Raw genomic sequence first — 17,373 nt, forward strand, 5'->3', positions numbered from 1 at the left:
CGCCCATTCGGGGCGTTGGAACCGGTTGTTTTAAGTGCGAGCGGAGCCCTTCAGTCGGTAGCGGTCCAGCGCCACTGCGCCGATGATGACGAAGCCCTTGATGATGAACTGCCAGATGTCCGACACGCCCACCAGGATCAGGCCGTTGGACAGAACCGCGATGATCAGCGCGCCGATCAGCGTGCCCCAGATCGACCCGATGCCGCCCACGAAGCTCGTCCCGCCGAGGATGACGGCCGCGATGGCGTCGAGTTCGTAGGATTGACCTAGCTGCAATCCGTTTGCCGCGTAGAGGCGGGCCGCCGACATGACGCCGCCGAGCCCGCTCGCGAGGCCCGACATCGCGTAGACGAACAGCAGCACGGCCCAGACCTTGATGCCGGTGAGCCGCGCGGCGTCCGGATTGCCGCCGACCGCATAGATGTGCACGCCCAGCACCGTTCTCCGCAGGATGAACCACGAAATGATGACCACAAGGAGCGCGATGATCACCAGCCAAGGCACCCCGAACAGCGTACCGTTGCCGATGAAAGCGAAGGGAAGCTGGGGGTTGAATTGGGTAGTGTCGGAGCCGAGCAGGCGCGCCAGGCCGCGCACCGCCGTCAGCGACCCCAGCGTGACGATGAAGGGCGGTAATCGGGCAAAGGCGATGAGGGCGCCGTTGACCAAGCCGAGCGCCAGACCCATGAGAAGGGCCGCCGGAATCCCGATCATGCCCCATTCCGGAATCTTGGACCCGATGACCGCCACCATGGCGGCGGCGGCCAGGATCGAGCCTACCGACAGGTCGATGCCGCCCGTCAGGATGACGAAGGTCATGCCTGCCGCCAGCACCGTGTTGATGGAGGCCTGCTGGGCCACGATGGACAGGTTCTGGAAGCTGAAGAACCGTCCCGACATCAGCTCGAAGGCGATGCCCAGGATGATCAGGATCGGCAGCATCCCGACGGCCTGGAGCGTCGTGCGCCACGCAATGGCGCGCTGCGCACCGGCGCGGTCGAGATCGGCTCCCGGACTTTTCGTCGGCGAGCTTTGCACGGATGCGCTCGTATCATTCCCAGGAGCCGTCATGCTGCCGCCTCTTCACTCATACCTGTTGCGATCGCTACGATGTTTTCCTGCGTGATCGGCGGGTTGCCGGGCCCGCCAACCTCGCCCGCGAGGCGGCCCTCGCGCATGACGAGCACCCGGTCGCAGACGCCCACGATCTCCGGCAACTCGCTGGAGATGACGATGACGCCGACGCCCCTGCGGGCCAGCTCGTCGATCAGGCGGTAGATCTCGGACTTGGCTCCGATATCCACCCCGCGCGTCGGCTCGTCCAGGATCAAGACGCGGGGCTTCGTTTCCAGGAGACGGGACAGGAGGACTTTTTGCTGGTTGCCGCCCGACAGCGTTCCCACTTGCACCTTTTCGCTCGCCACCCGGATAGCCAGCGCCTTGATGGCCGCGATGGCGCGGTCCTTGGCGGCGCGCAGATCCATGACCCCGCCCATGCGGGCATCGCGCCCGAGAACGCTGAGATTGACGTTCTCGCGCACGGTCAGGTCGAGGAACAAGCCCAGATGCTTCCGGTCCTCGGTGAGATAAACGAGACCGGAATCGATGGCGTCCTGCGGCCGCCGGATCGAAAGCGGCTTTCCGTCCAGGGACACCTCGCCGGACGTTCGCAGGTCCGCTCCATAGATCAACCGGGCGAGTTCCGTGCGGCCGGCGCCCACGAGGCCCGCGATGCCTAGCACCTCTCCCTCGTGCAGGTCGAAGGAGCAGTCTTGCACCCGTGCGCCGTCGCCCATGCGGCGGACGCTGAGGATGACCTTCCCCCGGCTGCCATGGGCGTCGTGGTCCTTTTTGTAGAACGAGGACAGGTCACGACCGACCATCATGCGCACGAGACGGTCGGCGGACAGCTCCGACCGGTCGAGAGTGCCGACATAGGACCCGTCGCGCAGAACCGTCACCCGATCGGCCAGCTCGTAGATCTCCGCCATGCGATGGCTGATGTAGATGATCGCGAGACCTTCCGCGCGCAGCTGGCGCACAAGGGCGAACAGGGCCTCCGTCTCGCGCGACGACAGGGACGTCGTGGGCTCGTCCATGACGAGGATGCGGGAATTGGCGATGAGCGCGCGGGCGATCTCGACGAGCTGGCACTCGGCCATGGAAAGCTCGCTCACTTTCGTGGACGGCTTGAAATGCACGCCGAGCCGTTGGAGGACAGAGCGGCAGGCCTCTTCCATCGACCCTCGGTCGATCATCGGGCCAGTCTTGTGCTCGCGGCCGAGCAGCATGTTCTCGGCCACCGACAGGTTCGGCGCGAGCGAGAGTTCCTGGTAGATCGTCGCGATGCCGTGTTGGCGCGCCGTCAGCGGACCGTCGATGACCACCAGCTGTCCTGCGATCCGGATCTCGCCACCCGCATCCGCCTGATAGGCGCCCGACAAAATCTTCATGAGCGTGGACTTGCCCGCCCCGTTCTCGCCCATCAGGGCATGGATCTCGCCGGGATAGATCTGAAGAGACACGTCCGTCAGGGCCTTGACGCCCGGAAATGTCTTGGAGATGTGGCGCATTTCCAGAATCGGGGTCTGCGCGCTCACGGCCGACCTCCCGATGGAAAGCCGCATCCAGGGGATATCCGGATCGGGAAGGGCATGGACCCCCGACCGGTAACGCGATCGCATCGGCGCAAAGTCGACCTCCCGAGAGCATCCATTCCGGCCGGACGCCGTATCCTTAGGTCATACGAAAGCTAACGCGATGGCATAGCCTGTCAATCTCAGCCGTGGGGGGCAGACGCAAATTCAGGCTTGAGAACTTTGTAGAGACGGCGATAGGCTTCGATGCGGGGCGCGTAAGCCTCGACGATGCGGGGGACCGGCTCCGTCACGTCGAGGATCTCGGGCACGGAGCAGACCTCCCGCAAATCGCCCGCACCGGCCGCAAGCTGGCCGAGACGGGCGGCCCCGAAGGCTGGGCCCTTGTCGGCTCCCTTGTAGCGGACGAGGGAGAGGTCGAGGACGCTCGCCAGGATCTTCGTCCAGAAAAGGCTGCGTGCTCCTCCGCCGATGACGCCTGCCGTCGGAATGGTCGTTCCGGCATTCGCCAAGCAGGTTTTCGCATCTGCGAAGCTGAATGCCACGCCCTCCAGCACAGCCTGCATGAGCTGGGAGGGTCCCGTCTCGGGTGACAGGCCGAAGAAGACGCCGCGCGCGTGCGGGTCGTTGTGCGGGGTCCGCTCCCCTGTCAGGTAAGGCAGGAACAGGCAGGATCCCGGACCGGTGAAATCCTCCTCCGTCTGCCGGAGAAGACCGGCGAGGTCCCGCCCCAGCAGGTTCGCGGCCCAGGCGAGGCAGCTCGCCCCGTTGAGCATCGCGGCCATCTGGAACCATCGTCCCGGCACCGCGTGGCAGAATGCGTGAACCAGGGTCTCGGGCGCCGGCCGGTACTCCTTCGTGACGACGAAGAGCTGGCCCGACGTCCCCAAGGACAGGAAGGCGGCCCCGTCCTCCACGGCGCCGAGGCCGACGGCGCCGGTGGCCGCGTCGCCCCCGCCGCCCGCGACCACCACGGGATGCGAAAGCCCCCAGGCATGGGCAATGTCGGGCCGCAGCATCCCGGACGGTTCGGACCCCTCGGACAGCCGCGGCATCCGGGACCGGTCGAGGCCCGTGGCCGCGAGGGCGGCGCCCGACCAGGCGCGGGCTCCCTCGTCGAGCCACCACGTTCCGGCGGCGTCGGACATTTCGGTGGCCAACTCGCCCGTCAGCTTGAGGCGGATGTAGTCCTTCGGCAGGAGGATCGTGCGGATGGCCCGGAAGATCTCCGGCTCATGGCGCTCGAGCCAGAGGATCTTGGGCGCCGTGAACCCCGGCATGGGCAGGACGCCGGTGTCCCGGGACAGGCCTGGGTGCCGGGCATTCAGTTCCTCCGCCTCCCGGAAGGATCGCCCGTCGTTCCACAGGATCGCGGGGCGCAGCGGCCGGTCGTCGTCGCCCAGGAGCACGGCTCCGTGCATCTGGCCCGACAGGCCGATGCCCCGCAAGCACGCGAAAGCCTCGGGAGCCGCTTCGCGCAGGCCCGCCACGGCCTCCTCCACGGCCCGCCACCACGCGTCGGGCGCCTGCTCGGACCAAAGCGGCTTGGGACGGGAAATGTCCAGGGGAACGCTGCCCTCGGCGAGCACCGCCTGGCGCTCGTCCACCAGGATGGCCTTGACGGCCGAGGTGCCCACATCGATCCCCAGAAAGGTCGTCACGCGCCTGCTCCCATCGGCGCCGGCACCGGGGCCGGACACCGCCTACTTCCTCAACACGGCTTCCCGGATCTGCCTCGGATCGGGCCTGCGGCTCGATTCGAACCGCACCACCTTGTAGCCGCAAGACGCCAGAATGCGATCCCGCCGCGCATCCTTTCGGGCATCGTGGGTGCGGTCGTCGAGCTCGATCACGGCGACGATCTCCAGATCCCGCGCGACCACCCAGTCGACCCGAGCGTTGGAGATCGCCCGGAAGCCCTTCCAGAACAAGCGGGACGCGTCGCGGGCGTCGGGCCGCACGAGGGACAGGATCGGAATCTGGGGCCAGATCCGGCAATCCGGGAAGGCCCGCTCCAGACGGGTATGAAACTCGCGCTCGTTGGCCGTCATCACGGCGTGCCGCCGGAACCGGGGTTTCCGCCCTGCCCGGAGAATTGCCAGGATGGCGAATGCGAAGATGAGGACGGCCGCGGTAGCGTACCAGGACGCCGCAGGGAGATGACTTCCGAACAAAGGTACCCGTAGGGAATGATTTCCCGTTCCTGTTGATGACATTCGCCGGCCCAATACGACCCGGATACGCACGAAGATGCAAGCGCCGTCGAAACCGGCGCCGCGTCTCAGGTTGAGCGATCATGCTATACTGGGATCGGGCCTGTCGGATCCTCTTGCACTTATGTAACGGCCAACCTAGCCTTGAACGTAAGAACAGTTTTGGAAACCGGCCGATTCGAAACGAGAGCCGCTTCCAGAGGGAGAGCGCACGCAAGGGCTGCCGTTTCCGCTATTCGCGGATGGCTTCCCGGAGTCGCACTCGAAGCTTGCCCGCAGCCGTTCCGGCGGCCTGCGGCTGATGCGGAGAGGACCAGGGCCGATGACGCTGATCGTCGAAGGCGTGAGCAGGAAGGTCGGGGCGGAAGACCACATCCGCGACGTCTCCTTGAGCCTGCTGCCAGGGTCACTCAACGTGTTGCTGGGCGCGACGCTTGCCGGAAAAACGTCGCTCATGCGGCTCATGGCGGGCCTCGATGCCCCGACGAGCGGCCGGATCCTCGTGGACGGCAAGGATGTGACCGGCCTGCCCGTGCAACGCCGCAGCGTCGCGATGGTGTATCAGCAATTCATCAATTACCCGTCGCTGACCGTATACGAGAACATTGCCTCCCCGCTGCGCGTGGCCCGGCTGCCGAAGGCCGAGATCGAAGCGCGCGTCGGGCACGCCGCAAGGCTGCTGAAGCTCGAGCCCTATCTCGACCGCAAACCCCTGAACCTGTCCGGCGGCCAGCAGCAGCGCACCGCCATCGCGCGAGCCCTCGTGAAGCGTGCCTCCCTGGTGCTCCTCGACGAGCCCCTGGCCAATCTCGACTACAAGCTTCGGGAAGAGCTTCGTGAAGAGCTGCCGAAGGTTTTCGCCGCCTCCGGGGCGATTTTCGTCTATGCGACGACGGAGCCGACCGAAGCGCTCCTCCTCGGCGGCAGCACCGCGACGCTGCATCAAGGCGCGGTCACCCAGTTCGGTCCGACCCCGCAGGTGTACCGGCGCCCGCACGACATCACGACCGCGCGGGTCTTCTCCGATCCGCCGCTCAATACCCTGACAGCGCGCAAAGCCGGTGCGACCGTCTCCTTGAGCACGGGAGGCGATGGACACGCCGCCGGCGCCTTCGCGGCCGTGCCGGACGGCGAGTACACGGTCGGGTTCCGGGCGCATCACCTGAGGCTCGAACGCCCCTCCGGCGAACCTCTGGCCATCCCGGCAGCGGTGTCGGTGTCAGAGATCACAGGCTCCGAGAGCTTCATCCATCTCGACGCCGGGAGCCGTCGGTTCGTCGCCCTCGTGCCAGGGGTGAAACGCCTCGATCCGGGCTCTGCGGTGACGGCCTACCTCGATCCCCGGGATCTCTTCCTCTTTGACGAGTCAGGGCGCCTCATGGCGGCCGATTTCGCCAGAGCCGCTTGAGGAGACGGCCGTGGCCCGCATCACTCTCGATCATCTCGCCCACGCCTACAAGCCGAACCCGGAGGGGGCCGGCGACTACGCCTTGAAGGAGATCAATCACGTCTGGTCCCAGGGCGGCGCCTACGCGCTCCTCGGACCGTCCGGCTGCGGCAAGACCACGCTCCTCAACATCATCTCGGGTCTCGTGCGGCCGACGCGCGGACGGATCCTGTTCGACGACCGGGACGTGACGGACCTGCCGACCGAAGCCCGCAACATCGCCCAGGTCTTCCAGTTTCCGGTGGTCTACGACACCATGACGGTGCGCGAGAATCTCGCCTTTCCGCTCAAGAACCGCGGCGTGCCGCAGGACAGGACCATTGCCCGCGTCGAGGAAATCGCGCGGCTCCTCGACCTGGCGCGGGTGCTCGACCGCAAGGCCAGCAACCTGACGGCCGACATGAAGCAGAAAATCTCGCTGGGCCGTGGCCTCGTGCGCTCGGACGTCGCCGCGATCCTGTTCGACGAGCCGCTGACGGTCATCGATCCCCACCTGAAATGGCAGCTCCGCTCGACCCTGAAGGAAATCCACCGGGCTCTCGACATCACCATGATCTACGTCACTCACGACCAGACCGAGGCGCTCACCTTTGCCGACAAGGTCGTGGTGATGCACGATGGCGCGGTGGTGCAGACCGGTACGCCCGACGAGTTGTTCGAGCGCCCCGCCCACACGTTCGTGGGACACTTCATCGGGTCTCCGGGCATGAACGTCCTGCCCTGCCGCGTGGAGGGAGCAGCCGCCTATGTGGGCGAGGGCCGGATCGAGCTGACCCGCGTCTATCCGGGCCTTCCGGAGGGGCGGCGGATCGAGCTGGGAATCCGGCCGGAATTCGCGTGGCTCCGGTCGCGCGGACAAGGCCTGCCGGTGCGCGTTCGGCGGATCGACGATATCGGTCGCGCCCGCATCGCCCGCGTGGAAATGGACGGCAAACCTCTGGCCGCAAGCGTACCGGACGCGCTCGTCATCGACGGCGAGGAGGCGGCTCTCAGCGTCGACCCCAGCCACGTCCATATCTACGCCGATGGGCACCTCATCCCGGGCGAACCGCTGGGTCGGGGAGGCCGCCCATGACGAAGACCGTGAACAACCGAGCCTGGCTCCTCGTCCTGCCCGTCTTCGCCGTCGTCGCCTTCTCGGCGGTGCTCCCCCTGATGACGGTGGTGAACTACTCCGTCCAGGACACGTTCGGCAACAACCAGTTCTTCTGGAACGGCGTGGCCTGGTTCCAGGACCTGCTCGATCCCTCCAAGGAGCTGGGTGGACGCTTCTTCGAAGCCCTGTGGCGCAATCTCCTGTTCTCGGCCATTATCCTGGCGATCGAGATCCCGCTCGGCATCGCCGTTGCCCTCGCCATGCCACGGGAGGGCTGGACGGTCGCGGTCAGCCTCGTGCTGATGGCCTTGCCCCTGCTGATCCCATGGAACGTGGTCGGCACCATCTGGCAGGTTTTCGCGCGGGGCGATATCGGTCTCCTGGGCTGGGGCATCAACCGCCTTGGCATGGACTACAACTACACGGGCGATTCCTTCGATGCCTGGGCCACCATCGTGGTGATGGACGTCTGGCACTGGACGAGCCTCGTTGCCCTCCTCTGCTACGCGGGCCTCAAGTCGATCCCCGATGCATATTACCAGGCGGCCCGGATCGACGGGGCCTCGCGCTGGGCCGTGTTCCGCACCATTCAGCTGCCCAAGATGCGGCGCGTCCTGCTGATCGCCGTGCTGCTCCGCTTCATGGATTCCTTCATGATCTACACCGAACCCTTCGTGCTGACGGGCGGTGGGCCGGGCAACGCGACCACTTTCCTGTCCATCGACCTCGTGAAGCTGGCGCTGGGCCAATTCGACCTCGGCAAGGCAGCCGCCATGTCGCTGGTCTACAATCTCATCATCCTCGTGGTATGCTGGGTGTTCTACACGGTCATGACCCACACGGATGCAAGCCGCGAAAGGGTCGAAGCGTGAGCGATACCGCACTCCTCGGCCCACAGGAAGCCCAGGCCCGTACCGCCTCGGTCACGGCGAACAAAGCCATCGCGAGACCTTGGGTCAGCGGCAGCACCGTCGTCATGGTGCTCTACCTCCTGTTCCTCATGCTGCCGATCTACTGGCTCATCAACATGAGCCTCAAGACGAACCTCGAAATCTCCAGCTCCCTGACCCTCTGGCCCCGCCAGATCACCTTCGAGCACTATCGCAAGATCTTCACCGATCCGAGCTGGTACGGCGGCTACATCAACTCGCTGACCTACGTGGTCATCAACACGGTCCTGTCGATTTCCCTTGCGCTCCCGGCCGCCTACGCGTTCTCGCGCTACCGCTTCCTCGGAGACAAGCACCTGTTCTTCTGGCTGCTCTCCAACCGGATGGCGCCACCCGCAGTCTTCGCCCTGCCCTTCTTCAACCTCTATTCGGCCATCGGGCTCTTTGACACGCCCTGGGCCGTGGCGTTGGCTCACTGTCTGTTCAACGTGCCCCTGGCGGTGTGGATCCTGGAGGGGTTCATGTCAGGCGTGCCGCGCGAGATCGACGAGACGGCGGCCATCGACGGATACTCTTTCCCGCGGTTCTTCATCAAGATCTTCATGCCGCTCATCGCCAGCGGGATCGGGGTGGCGGCGTTCTTCTGCTTCATGTTCTCGTGGGTCGAACTGCTCCTCGCCCGCACGCTCACCACCGTGAACGCCAAGCCCATTGCCGCCACCATGACCCGCACGGTCTCGGCCTCCGGCATGGACTGGGGCCTGCTCGCGGCGGCCGGCGTGCTCACCATCCTGCCCGGGGCGCTCGTGATCTGGTTCGTGCGCAACTACATCGCCAAGGGCTTCGCCCTGGGCCGCGTTTGACGGAGGCTGGGATGCCTGACCTGACCTGGATGGCCTGGACGTGGCAGACGGGGATCTTCTTCATCGTCATCGCGTGCCTGCTGGTTTCGCTGATCGTCCTGGCCCTTCGCTGGCCCGAAACGGAGCAGGTGGGAATCCTGCGCATTCCGACCACACGGGGCGACCGGCTGTTCATCTCCCTGATTGGCGCCGCCTTCATCAATCTCGCCTGGCTCGGGCTCGTCGGCCCGGACCTTTGGCCTGCTCTCGGCCTGTCCCTCGTCTACGCGGCGGGAGTTTTCCGCTTCGTATGAAGGACAGCCCCCACCGCTCTCCGGCTTGAAGCCGAAGGGAACGGCCGGCCCGCCGGTCGCTATAATTGGGAGGAACCAATGACTCTGCCAAAACGACATTTGACCCTTCTGGTCTCGGCGAGCGCGCTCGCGATGACCCTTGGGGCCGGCTCCGCCCTCGCGGGCATGGAGGAGGCCCGCCGCTGGGTCGACAGCGAGTTCCAGCCATCGACGCTCTCCAAGGAGGAGCAGCTCAAGGAGATGGAATGGTTCGTCAATGCGGCAAAACCATTCGCCGGCCAGGAGATCAACGTCGTCTCCGAGACGATTACGACCCATGAATACGAGTCCAAGACCCTGGCCAAGGCCTTCTCGGAGATCACGGGCATCAAGCTGACCCACGACCTGATCCAGGAAGGCGACGTGGTCGAGAAGATCCAGACCCAGATGCAATCCGGGCGGAACGTCTACGACGCCTGGGTCAATGACTCGGACCTGATCGGCACCCACTTCCGCTACAAGCAGGCCATCGCCCTCGACGATTGGATGGCGGGCGAAGGAAAGGACGTCACCTCTCCGACCCTCGACATCGCCGACTTCATCGGCCGCTCCTTTACGACAGCACCCGACGGCAAGATGTATCAGTTGCCGGACCAGCAATTCGCGAACGTCTACTGGTTCCGCTACGACTGGTTCCAGCGCCCGGATTTCAAGGAGAAGTTCAAGGCCAAGTATGGCTATGACCTCGGCGTGCCGGTCAACTGGTCGGCTTACGAGGACATTGCCGAGTTCTTCACCAACGACGTCAAGGAAGTCGATGGCGTGAAGGTCTATGGCCATATGGATTATGGCAAGAAGGACCCGTCTCTCGGGTGGCGCTTCACGGATGCGTGGCTGTCCATGGCTGGCAATGGCGACAGGGGCATTCCCAACGGCAAGCCCGTCGACGAGTGGGGCATCCGCATGGAAGGCTGCCGGCCGGTCGGCTCGTCGATTGACCGCGGCGGCGACACGAACGGTCCGGCGGCCGTCTATTCGATCGTAAAATACTTGGAGTGGATGAAGAAGTACGCGCCACCCCAGGCGAACGGTATGAACTTCTCCGAATCCGGCCCCGTCCCGGCGCAGGGGAACATCGCCCAGCAGATCTTCTGGTACACCGCCTTCACGGCCGACATGGTGAAGCCCGGCCTGCCGGTGATGAACAACGACGGCACGCCGAAATGGCGCATGGCTCCTTCGCCGAAGGGTTCCTACTGGAAGGAGGGCATGAAACTCGGCTATCAGGATGCGGGCGCGTGGACGTTGCTGAAGTCGACGCCGGTCGAACGTCGCAAGGCCGCATGGCTCTACGCGCAGTTCGTGGCCTCGAAGACGGTTTCCCTGAAGAAGAGCCATGTGGGGCTGACTTTCATCCGCGAGAGCGACATCTGGGACAAGAGTTTCACCGAGCGCGCTCCGAAGCTCGGCGGCCTCGTGGAGTTCTATCGCTCGCCTGCGCGGGTGCAATGGACGCCGACGGGCAACAACATCCCGGATTATCCGAAGCTGGCCCAGCTCTGGTGGCAGAATATCGGTGACGCGGCCTCCGGTGCCAAAACTCCGCAACAGGCGATGGACTCGCTCGCAGCGGCGCAGGACGAGGTTCTCGGACGCCTGGAGCGCGCCAATGTCCAAGGCGAATGCGGCCCGAAGCTGAACCCGAAGACCTCGGCCGAGGATTGGTACAAGAAGTCCGAGGCGGCCGGGAACATCGCGCCTCAGCGTAAACTCGCCAACGAGAAGCCAAAGGGCGAAACGGTCGATTACGACACTCTTATCAAGAGCTGGCCGGCCTCCCCGCCAAAAAGAAGCTAAACGCCATAACTTCTTGCCAATAAAGAGGGGCTTAGGCCCCTCTTTTACTTTGATTACCACTTCAATCAAACCAATAAAGGAATTAAAACTTAGTTTGTTTTTGTTCCATAAAAAAATGTGATGGATAATCGTTGCTATCTTCCTAATACACCAACACTCATGAATGAACAGATAATTCGTCTATCCATAGTTGATACAGCACATATTCGGTCTTTCTTCGAAAATTTTCCTGTCGATATTCGTCATCTTTACTGGAAAGACTGCGGGTTATTATTCGATGCGATTAACCCCAATGGGTCAATTGTGGAGCTGTTCACGCGGGTCCATTGTCTCTGCCTGAAGACGAGCCCTTGATCATGAGGCATCCCTACAGGAGTCCTTGATCAATCCGTGGATTGCAGCGACCAACCGGGAGGCGTCCCCGATGCGCTACACGACCCGCCGTCCTTTCCCGCTCATCCGACGGGTTCTCGGGCAAACGCTCCGTCTATGGTTGACCCTGATTTCACTTGCGACTCTTTCCGTTCCGGTCGCAGCCCAGACCAGGCCCGAGAGCGGGGCCGCCAGCGCGCGAGCCGCCGCCGGGGCGATGAATGCCGGAACGCTGGGGGTCATCTCGGGCGGTGCCGATGGAACCTATATCCGCATCGCAGCCGACCTCGCCACCGTGCTGGATGGAAGCGACCTGCGGGTGCTGCCCATTATCGGTCGCGGATCGCTGCAGAACCTGCGCGACATCATGTTCCTGCGCGGCGTCGATATCGGCATCGTCCAGATGGATGCGCGGGAAGGCCTTCGCAACGAGGGACTGGAACAGCAGGCGCTGAACCGGCTGCGTTACATCACACGTCTCTACAATGAGGAGGTCCACGTTCTTGCCAGCAAGGACATCACGGATATTCGCCAGCTCGACGGCAAGAAAGTCAACATCGACAAGGCGGGCAGCGGCACGAACCTGACGGCCCGGCTGATCTTCGAGAAGCTCGGCATCAAGCCGGATCTTGTCACCTACGATCAGGCTTCGTCCTATGAGCGCCTTCGGTCCGGCGAGATCGCAGCCGCCCTCTACGTGGCCGGACGGCCCGTACGAGCAATCTCGGAATTCCAGGGTGACGGCCGGTTTCATCTGCTCGCGATCCCATTCGAAGGCGAGATCGCGGAAAGCTACTTTCCGGCGAAGTTCACGGGCTCCGACTATCCGCGTCTCGTCGAACCCGGACAAGAGATCAACACGCTTGCGGTCGGCAGCATCCTGGCGGTCTTCAACTGGCCCGACAATTCCGATCGCTACCGCCGGGTTGAGCGCTTCGTGAATGCGTTCTTCTCCCGCTTCGACGAATTCACGTTGCCGGGCCGCCACCCGAAATGGAAGGAAGTCAGCCTGACGGCCGAAGTGCCCGGATGGGAGCGGTCCAAGGCCGCCCAGGACTGGCTCGAAAGCGGGCGCTCCGGCGCGGCCACGGGCCGTTCCAACGACTTCAAGGCCTTCATGGATGCGCAGGGAATCATCGCCTCCGCGGCTGACCGCGAGCGCCTCTTCCGCGAGTTCATCGCATGGCAGCGAGACAGGGAGCGCACTCGGACGGGGGCGGCCCGATGACAGTCACTCGCAAGCTGCCATCCGTGGATGCGGGCCCCGATTTCACTCACGGCCCGACACTGTCCTCCAAGCCGCCGAGTATCCCGAATGAGGTCGACCGGATGTTCGACACGGTGGACGAGGAACGGGACGAGCCGCTGCGGCCTTTCGATTTCCGGACGGGAGCCGCAACCAGAGCGTCTGCCGTAGCGGGTCACGCCAAGCTTGAGATTCCCGACGATCTCGATCGTGCCTTCCAGGAATTTCCCGATGATCGCGAGGACGCGGCGCATCCGGGATCCGGCTCCACAGCCTCAGGTTTGGAGCCCCATCTGGCAACGGTGCGCAGGCCGCTCGTCCGCTGGATCATCGCGGTTGGCGTTCTCGTGAGCCTCGGAGCCCTGGCGCCCCTTGCGACCAAAGACCCGTCCCGCGCCTGGGCGTCCGCCCTGCCCCCGTTTTCCTTGGATCAGGCCACGGGCGCCGCCGTCCGGCTACGGGATATGCTGGCTTCCGCCGGGAATGCGGCGCTCGCCGGGGTTCCGAGCCTGAAACAGGTGACGGCTTGGTTCATTCCGGAACCTGAGCCGGACACGATCGCTGCGGAGATGGACGTTCCCTCGCCGCCCGACGAAGCCTCCGGCTTGCCCACCTCTCAAGATTCCTCCCTGGAGACACCGGGGCTTCCCACCTTGGAGCCGGAGCAGACAGCCCAGGCCGAGCCCGCTCCGAACGCCATTCAGCAGCACGAGCCCGCACCCGCCCCGCCGATCCTGGAACCGGCGGCTCCGGTCTCGGAGCCAGCGCAGAGAGCGGAATCGATCCGCACGCAGGCTCCAGTCCAAGACCTTCCGGCCGACACAGCGTCCATTCCCGTCATCCCGCCGGCCGACGTGACGGTGACCCTGGGAAAAACCGACGTTCCGGAGCTGCAAGGCGCGTCGGACAATTCCCTTCCCGATCTGCGCGATTTGGCCCTGAACCTAGAGCGCGAACGGGCCGAGAAGCTAACCGAGGAGCTGACCGAACTGCGCGGGGAGCTTGGGGCCATGAAGGCGAAAACGCTGCAAAGCTGGTTGACGGCTCCGTCCCTGCCGCCGACCCTCCTTCAGCCTCAGCCCGAGACGGTTCCTGAGCCGCAGGCGGTGCGGGACGATGCGGTCGGCACGGATGTGTCGTCGGCGCAAGCGCATGTCGATCTCGCCCTGCCCGATCCGGAACCCAGCGCCCCGGTAACGTTGCCACCTCCTGCAACCTCCAATCCTGCCCCAGCCCGAACCCTGGCCCAGGCCCCCGTTCAATCCACAGCAGGCCCCAGCGAGGACAAGCTGATCCAACGCGCTGAAGCTCTGCTGAAGAACGCCGACATCAGCGGCGCGCGGCTCATTTTGGAACATGCGATGTCGGCAGGCAGCGCGCGGGCCACCTATCTGCTGGCCCAGACTTACGATCCGAAGGTGCTCGCCAGCTGGCGTGTGGTGGGGATCAAGGGGGATTCTGCGAAAGCGCAGGAGCTTTATGCCAGGGCTCTGGCGGGGGGCGTCCGGGAAGCGGGCCAGCGGTAGGTCCAATTGACGGTCCCAAACGAAAAAGAGAGGCCATGGGCCTCTCTTTCGCAACAGGTATGTGGTCGATCCTAATCGAAATCGTGCCCACCCTGGTCGACGAGGATGTCGCGTTTGCCCGCGTGGTTGGCCGGACCGACGACGCCCTCCTTCTCCATGCGCTCCATGATGGAAGCGGCGCGATTGTAGCCGATCTGGAGGCGGCGCTGGATATAGGAGGTCGAGGCCTTCTTATGGCGAAGCACGATGGACACGGCTTGGTCGTAGAGATCACCGGAGCCCAGTCCCATCTCGCCCTCGTCGAAGATGGGGGTCTCGTCCTCTTCGATCTCCTCGTCGTCATCGGCCGTCACGGCATCCAGATAGACCGGCTGGCCCTGGCGCTTGAGGTGAGCGACGACCTTCTCGACCTCCTCGTCGGAGCAGAACGGTCCGTGCACGCGGGTGATGCGCCCGCCCCCCGCCATGTACAGCATGTCGCCCTGGCCCAAGAGCTGCTCGGCGCCCATCTCGCCCAGGATCGTGCGGCTATCGATCTTCGAGGTCACCTGGAACGAGATCCGGGTCGGGAAGTTCGCCTTGATCGTGCCCGTGATCACGTCCACGGAAGGGCGTTGCGTCGCCAGGATCACGTGGATGCCCGCAGCTCTAGCCATCTGGGCCAGGCGCTGGATCGCGCCCTCGATCTCTTTTCCGGCCACCATCATCAGATCGGCCATCTCGTCGACGATCACCACGATGTAGGGCAAGGGATCGAGATCCATGATCTCGTCCTCGTACACGGCCTGGCCGGTCTCCTTGTCGAAGCCGGTCTGGACCGTGCGGGTGATGACCTCGCCCCGCGCCTTGGCCTCGGAGACACGGGCGTTGAAGCCGTCGATGTTGCGCACGCCCAGCTTGGCCATCTTCTTGTAGCGGTCCTCCATTTCGCGGACCGCCCAGCGAAGGGCGATGATCGCCTTCTTGGGATCTGTGACGACGGGAGTCAGCAGATGCGGGATGCCGTCGTAGACGGAGAGTTCGAGCATCTTGGGGTCGACCATGATCAGGCGGCACTCTTCTGGCTTGAGCCGGTAGAGGATCGACAGGATCATGGTGTTGATGGCCACCGACTTGCCCGAGCCGGTGGTTCCGGCCACCAGCAGGTGCGGCATGCGGGCGAGATCCGCGATCACGGGCTCGCCGCCGATGGTCTTGCCGAGACACAGCGCCAGCTTCTGCTTCGTCGTCTCGAAATCCTGCGAGACGAGAAGTTCGCGCAGAAACACGGTCTCCCGGGTCTGGTTCGGCAGCTCGATCCCGATGGCATTGCGTCCGGGGATGACGGCGACGCGGGCCGACACGGCGCTCATGGAGCGGGCGATGTCGTCCGAGAGGGCAATGACACGCGACGACTTGGTGCCCGGCGCGGGCTCGAATTCGTAGAGCGTCACCACCGGACCTGGGCGAACGTGAATCACCTCACCTTTAACGCCAAAATCGCGGATGACTTTCTCGAGTCGGCCGGCTGCCTCCTCCAGAATGTCTTCCGTCAGGATAGGCCCATCCTTCTCGGGCGGCTCGGCCAGGAAATCGATGTCCGGAAACTCGTAACCACCATCCCGTTCGAGGGACCGTACCGGCGCGGGAAGCAAGTTTTGGGCCAGGGCGACGGCGCGGATCTCAGCCTCCGGCGTTACAGGAGGCAGTTCGAGTGTCTCGGCCGTGAAATCGGCATCGATGGGCTCTCCCTCGACCTCGCACGCGGCGGTTTCAGGCTCCACGGGCGGGATCGTCTTCGCCTCGGCTGGCGAGGGTTGAGCCCGAGCGACCGGCAGGCTGTCGGCATAAAGGGATAGGAAGCCCCAATCCACATCGTCCTGCTCGTGGGATGCCGGGGCTTCCGCGACGACCGGCTCGGGAGCGATGTCCACCGGCGTGACCTCGACCAGCGTCGCCTCGACCTCAAGAACCTCTTCGAGCTGCGCTTCGCAGGCCTCGACCGCCTCTTCCGTGCTGGCGACGAGCTTGTCCAGCGAGCCGATGAGGCGGATCGGATCGAAACGGTAGGGGTCCGAGGACCAGGCGAAAGCGGCCGAGCGGATGCTCACCGGTCCCGTAGTCATGGTTTCCTCGGTCTTTTGGGTTTCGGCTTGCAGTTCGGCGGCTGTCTGAGATTTGGCTTTCATCTGACCTTCAGTCCGGACCGCCTGAGCGGCGGGCTTTTCTTGATTTTCGACGACGATGGGCGAAGGCTGTTCGATGGCCTGCGTCTGCATTGAAGGTGTTTCCGGCTTCGCGGTGGCCTCGCGGTCCGCCGCCCTGGCTTGGGGCGGTGCCGTGAACGGGCCCTTCGCCGGAGGACTCTGGGGCTTCGCGCCGAAGGGACCGGGTCCGGGAGCCAGGTGAGCCTTGAGTGATTCGATGCGCCGGTCATTGGCTTCCGTCACGCGCGGGTCCACCACCGGCAGCTCCAGCGGGCGGGCCGGACCCATGCGCTCACGCAGAACCCGGTCGGGTGTTCGCGTGTACCGGACGCCGGACGGGGCCGTGAACACCGTGCGCCAAGCGGGCTCCGACGGGTCGTGAATCGCCGCCTTCGGACCTTGTCCGAGAAGGGTCGGATCCGTCGGATGCGGCCGCCCCTGGGCGGGGGTGGCCGGCTCGGCCATCCACGGCCGCGCTGGAGCCGGCTGCGAGGCCGGAATCGTCGTTGAGGCGCCGTCCTCGGTCGAGGAATGGCGCAAACCGGGAGGGTGAGGAGACCGTCGAGAGGATTGCATTGTCTGTTGTTGGTTGGAGGCCATTCAGCGGACTGCTGACGTTCGCCCCCAATGTGCGGCCGCATTAGTAAAAAGAGGATTAGGAAGCCGGTCCCCCGTCCACTCGCTCGCGTCTCTGGTGCGCCGCGAATCTCTTGCAGATCATACCCTTAGGTCAGCCAGAACGGCTCCAAGCGCCCGAAACCCTGGGCTGCTACGGCCTCGAGGCGATTATCAGGTTTGGCGGCAGTGC

General features: G+C 64.6%; 13 protein-coding genes. 8 read left to right on the forward strand and 5 right to left on the reverse strand.

From position 1 onward, the window contains the following. Positions 1-30: 30 nt before the first annotated feature. From ILT42_RS00655 to ILT42_RS00670, 4 genes are all read right to left on the reverse strand, one after another. Positions 31-1,071: an ABC transporter permease subunit gene (locus ILT42_RS00655; RefSeq protein WP_204213379.1), complete on the reverse strand. Its 1,041-nt coding sequence runs from the start codon at positions 1,069-1,071 to the stop codon at positions 31-33. Beyond that, on the reverse strand, positions 1,068-2,627 hold the full coding sequence (locus ILT42_RS00660; RefSeq protein WP_229428310.1) for a sugar ABC transporter ATP-binding protein: 1,560 nt from the start codon (positions 2,625-2,627) through the stop codon (positions 1,068-1,070). Before ILT42_RS00660 ends, ILT42_RS00655 begins: the two co-directional genes overlap by 4 nt. 152 nt (positions 2,628-2,779) lie before the next feature. Continuing rightward, a complete protein-coding gene (gene xylB, locus ILT42_RS00665) occupies positions 2,780-4,258 on the reverse strand; it encodes a xylulokinase (protein ID WP_204213381.1) in 1,479 nt (492 codons plus the stop codon). A gap of 42 nt (positions 4,259-4,300) precedes the next feature. Next, the gene (locus ILT42_RS00670; protein WP_229428385.1) at positions 4,301-4,648 is read right to left on the reverse strand and encodes a DUF2726 domain-containing protein; all 348 of its coding nucleotides are present in this window, start codon (positions 4,646-4,648) and stop codon (positions 4,301-4,303) included. A 484-nt stretch (positions 4,649-5,132) separates the two neighbouring features. Here ILT42_RS00670 and ILT42_RS00675 point away from each other — a divergent pair, with 484 nt between their 5' ends. From ILT42_RS00675 to ILT42_RS00710, 8 genes are all read left to right on the forward strand, one after another. Further along, on the forward strand, positions 5,133-6,218 hold the full coding sequence (locus ILT42_RS00675) for an ABC transporter ATP-binding protein (protein WP_204213383.1): 1,086 nt from the start codon (positions 5,133-5,135) through the stop codon (positions 6,216-6,218). Positions 6,219-6,228: 10 nt separating this feature from the next. Continuing rightward, a complete protein-coding gene (locus ILT42_RS00680; RefSeq protein ID WP_204213384.1) occupies positions 6,229-7,332 on the forward strand; it encodes an ABC transporter ATP-binding protein in 1,104 nt (367 codons plus the stop codon). Next, positions 7,329-8,225: a carbohydrate ABC transporter permease gene (locus ILT42_RS00685; protein ID WP_204213385.1), complete on the forward strand. Its 897-nt coding sequence runs from the start codon at positions 7,329-7,331 to the stop codon at positions 8,223-8,225. Before ILT42_RS00680 ends, ILT42_RS00685 begins: the two co-directional genes overlap by 4 nt. A gap of 104 nt (positions 8,226-8,329) precedes the next feature. Continuing rightward, entirely contained in the window at positions 8,330-9,106 is a 777-nt protein-coding gene (locus ILT42_RS00690; protein ID WP_204215094.1) for a carbohydrate ABC transporter permease, read from the forward strand. Positions 9,107-9,117: 11 nt separating this feature from the next. Next, complete coding sequence (locus ILT42_RS00695) at positions 9,118-9,399, forward strand: DUF2160 domain-containing protein (RefSeq protein ID WP_204213386.1); 282 nt, start codon at positions 9,118-9,120, stop codon at positions 9,397-9,399. A gap of 78 nt (positions 9,400-9,477) precedes the next feature. Continuing rightward, positions 9,478-11,235, forward strand: coding sequence for an ABC transporter substrate-binding protein (locus ILT42_RS00700; protein WP_204213387.1), 1,758 nt, complete (start codon positions 9,478-9,480; stop codon positions 11,233-11,235). 424 nt (positions 11,236-11,659) lie between these two features. Next, positions 11,660-12,835 (forward strand): TAXI family TRAP transporter solute-binding subunit, encoded by a 1,176-nt coding sequence (locus ILT42_RS00705; protein ID WP_204213388.1) that lies wholly within the window; start codon positions 11,660-11,662, stop codon positions 12,833-12,835. After that, positions 12,832-14,379, forward strand: coding sequence for a hypothetical protein (locus ILT42_RS00710; RefSeq protein ID WP_204213389.1), 1,548 nt, complete (start codon positions 12,832-12,834; stop codon positions 14,377-14,379). Before ILT42_RS00705 ends, ILT42_RS00710 begins: the two co-directional genes overlap by 4 nt. A gap of 71 nt (positions 14,380-14,450) precedes the next feature. On the opposite strand, the gene ILT42_RS00715 is transcribed toward ILT42_RS00710, so the two are convergent. After that, the gene (locus ILT42_RS00715; protein WP_229428311.1) at positions 14,451-17,030 is read right to left on the reverse strand and encodes a DNA translocase FtsK; all 2,580 of its coding nucleotides are present in this window, start codon (positions 17,028-17,030) and stop codon (positions 14,451-14,453) included. Positions 17,031-17,373: the final 343 nt, after the last annotated feature.

The organism is Microvirga pudoricolor, assembly GCF_016892705.1.
GTDB lineage: Bacteria > Pseudomonadota > Alphaproteobacteria > Rhizobiales > Beijerinckiaceae > Microvirga > Microvirga pudoricolor.

Coding starts and splice junctions, on each gene's coding strand:
- ILT42_RS00675 (WP_204213383.1), top strand. CDS start 5,133: ATGACGCTGATCGTCGAAGGCGTGAGCAGGAAGGTCGGGGCGGAAGAC.
- ILT42_RS00660 (WP_229428310.1), bottom strand. CDS start 2,627: ATGCGGCTTTCCATCGGGAGGTCGGCCGTGAGCGCGCAGACCCCGATT.
- ILT42_RS00690 (WP_204215094.1), top strand. CDS start 8,330: ATGGTGCTCTACCTCCTGTTCCTCATGCTGCCGATCTACTGGCTCATC.
- ILT42_RS00685 (WP_204213385.1), top strand. CDS start 7,329: ATGACGAAGACCGTGAACAACCGAGCCTGGCTCCTCGTCCTGCCCGTC.
- ILT42_RS00705 (WP_204213388.1), top strand. CDS start 11,660: ATGCGCTACACGACCCGCCGTCCTTTCCCGCTCATCCGACGGGTTCTC.
- ILT42_RS00700 (WP_204213387.1), top strand. CDS start 9,478: ATGACTCTGCCAAAACGACATTTGACCCTTCTGGTCTCGGCGAGCGCG.
- ILT42_RS00695 (WP_204213386.1), top strand. CDS start 9,118: ATGCCTGACCTGACCTGGATGGCCTGGACGTGGCAGACGGGGATCTTC.
- ILT42_RS00670 (WP_229428385.1), bottom strand. CDS start 4,648: ATGACGGCCAACGAGCGCGAGTTTCATACCCGTCTGGAGCGGGCCTTC.
- ILT42_RS00715 (WP_229428311.1), bottom strand. CDS start 17,030: ATGGCCGAGCCGGCCACCCCCGCCCAGGGGCGGCCGCATCCGACGGAT.
- ILT42_RS00710 (WP_204213389.1), top strand. CDS start 12,832: ATGACAGTCACTCGCAAGCTGCCATCCGTGGATGCGGGCCCCGATTTC.
- ILT42_RS00655 (WP_204213379.1), bottom strand. CDS start 1,071: ATGACGGCTCCTGGGAATGATACGAGCGCATCCGTGCAAAGCTCGCCG.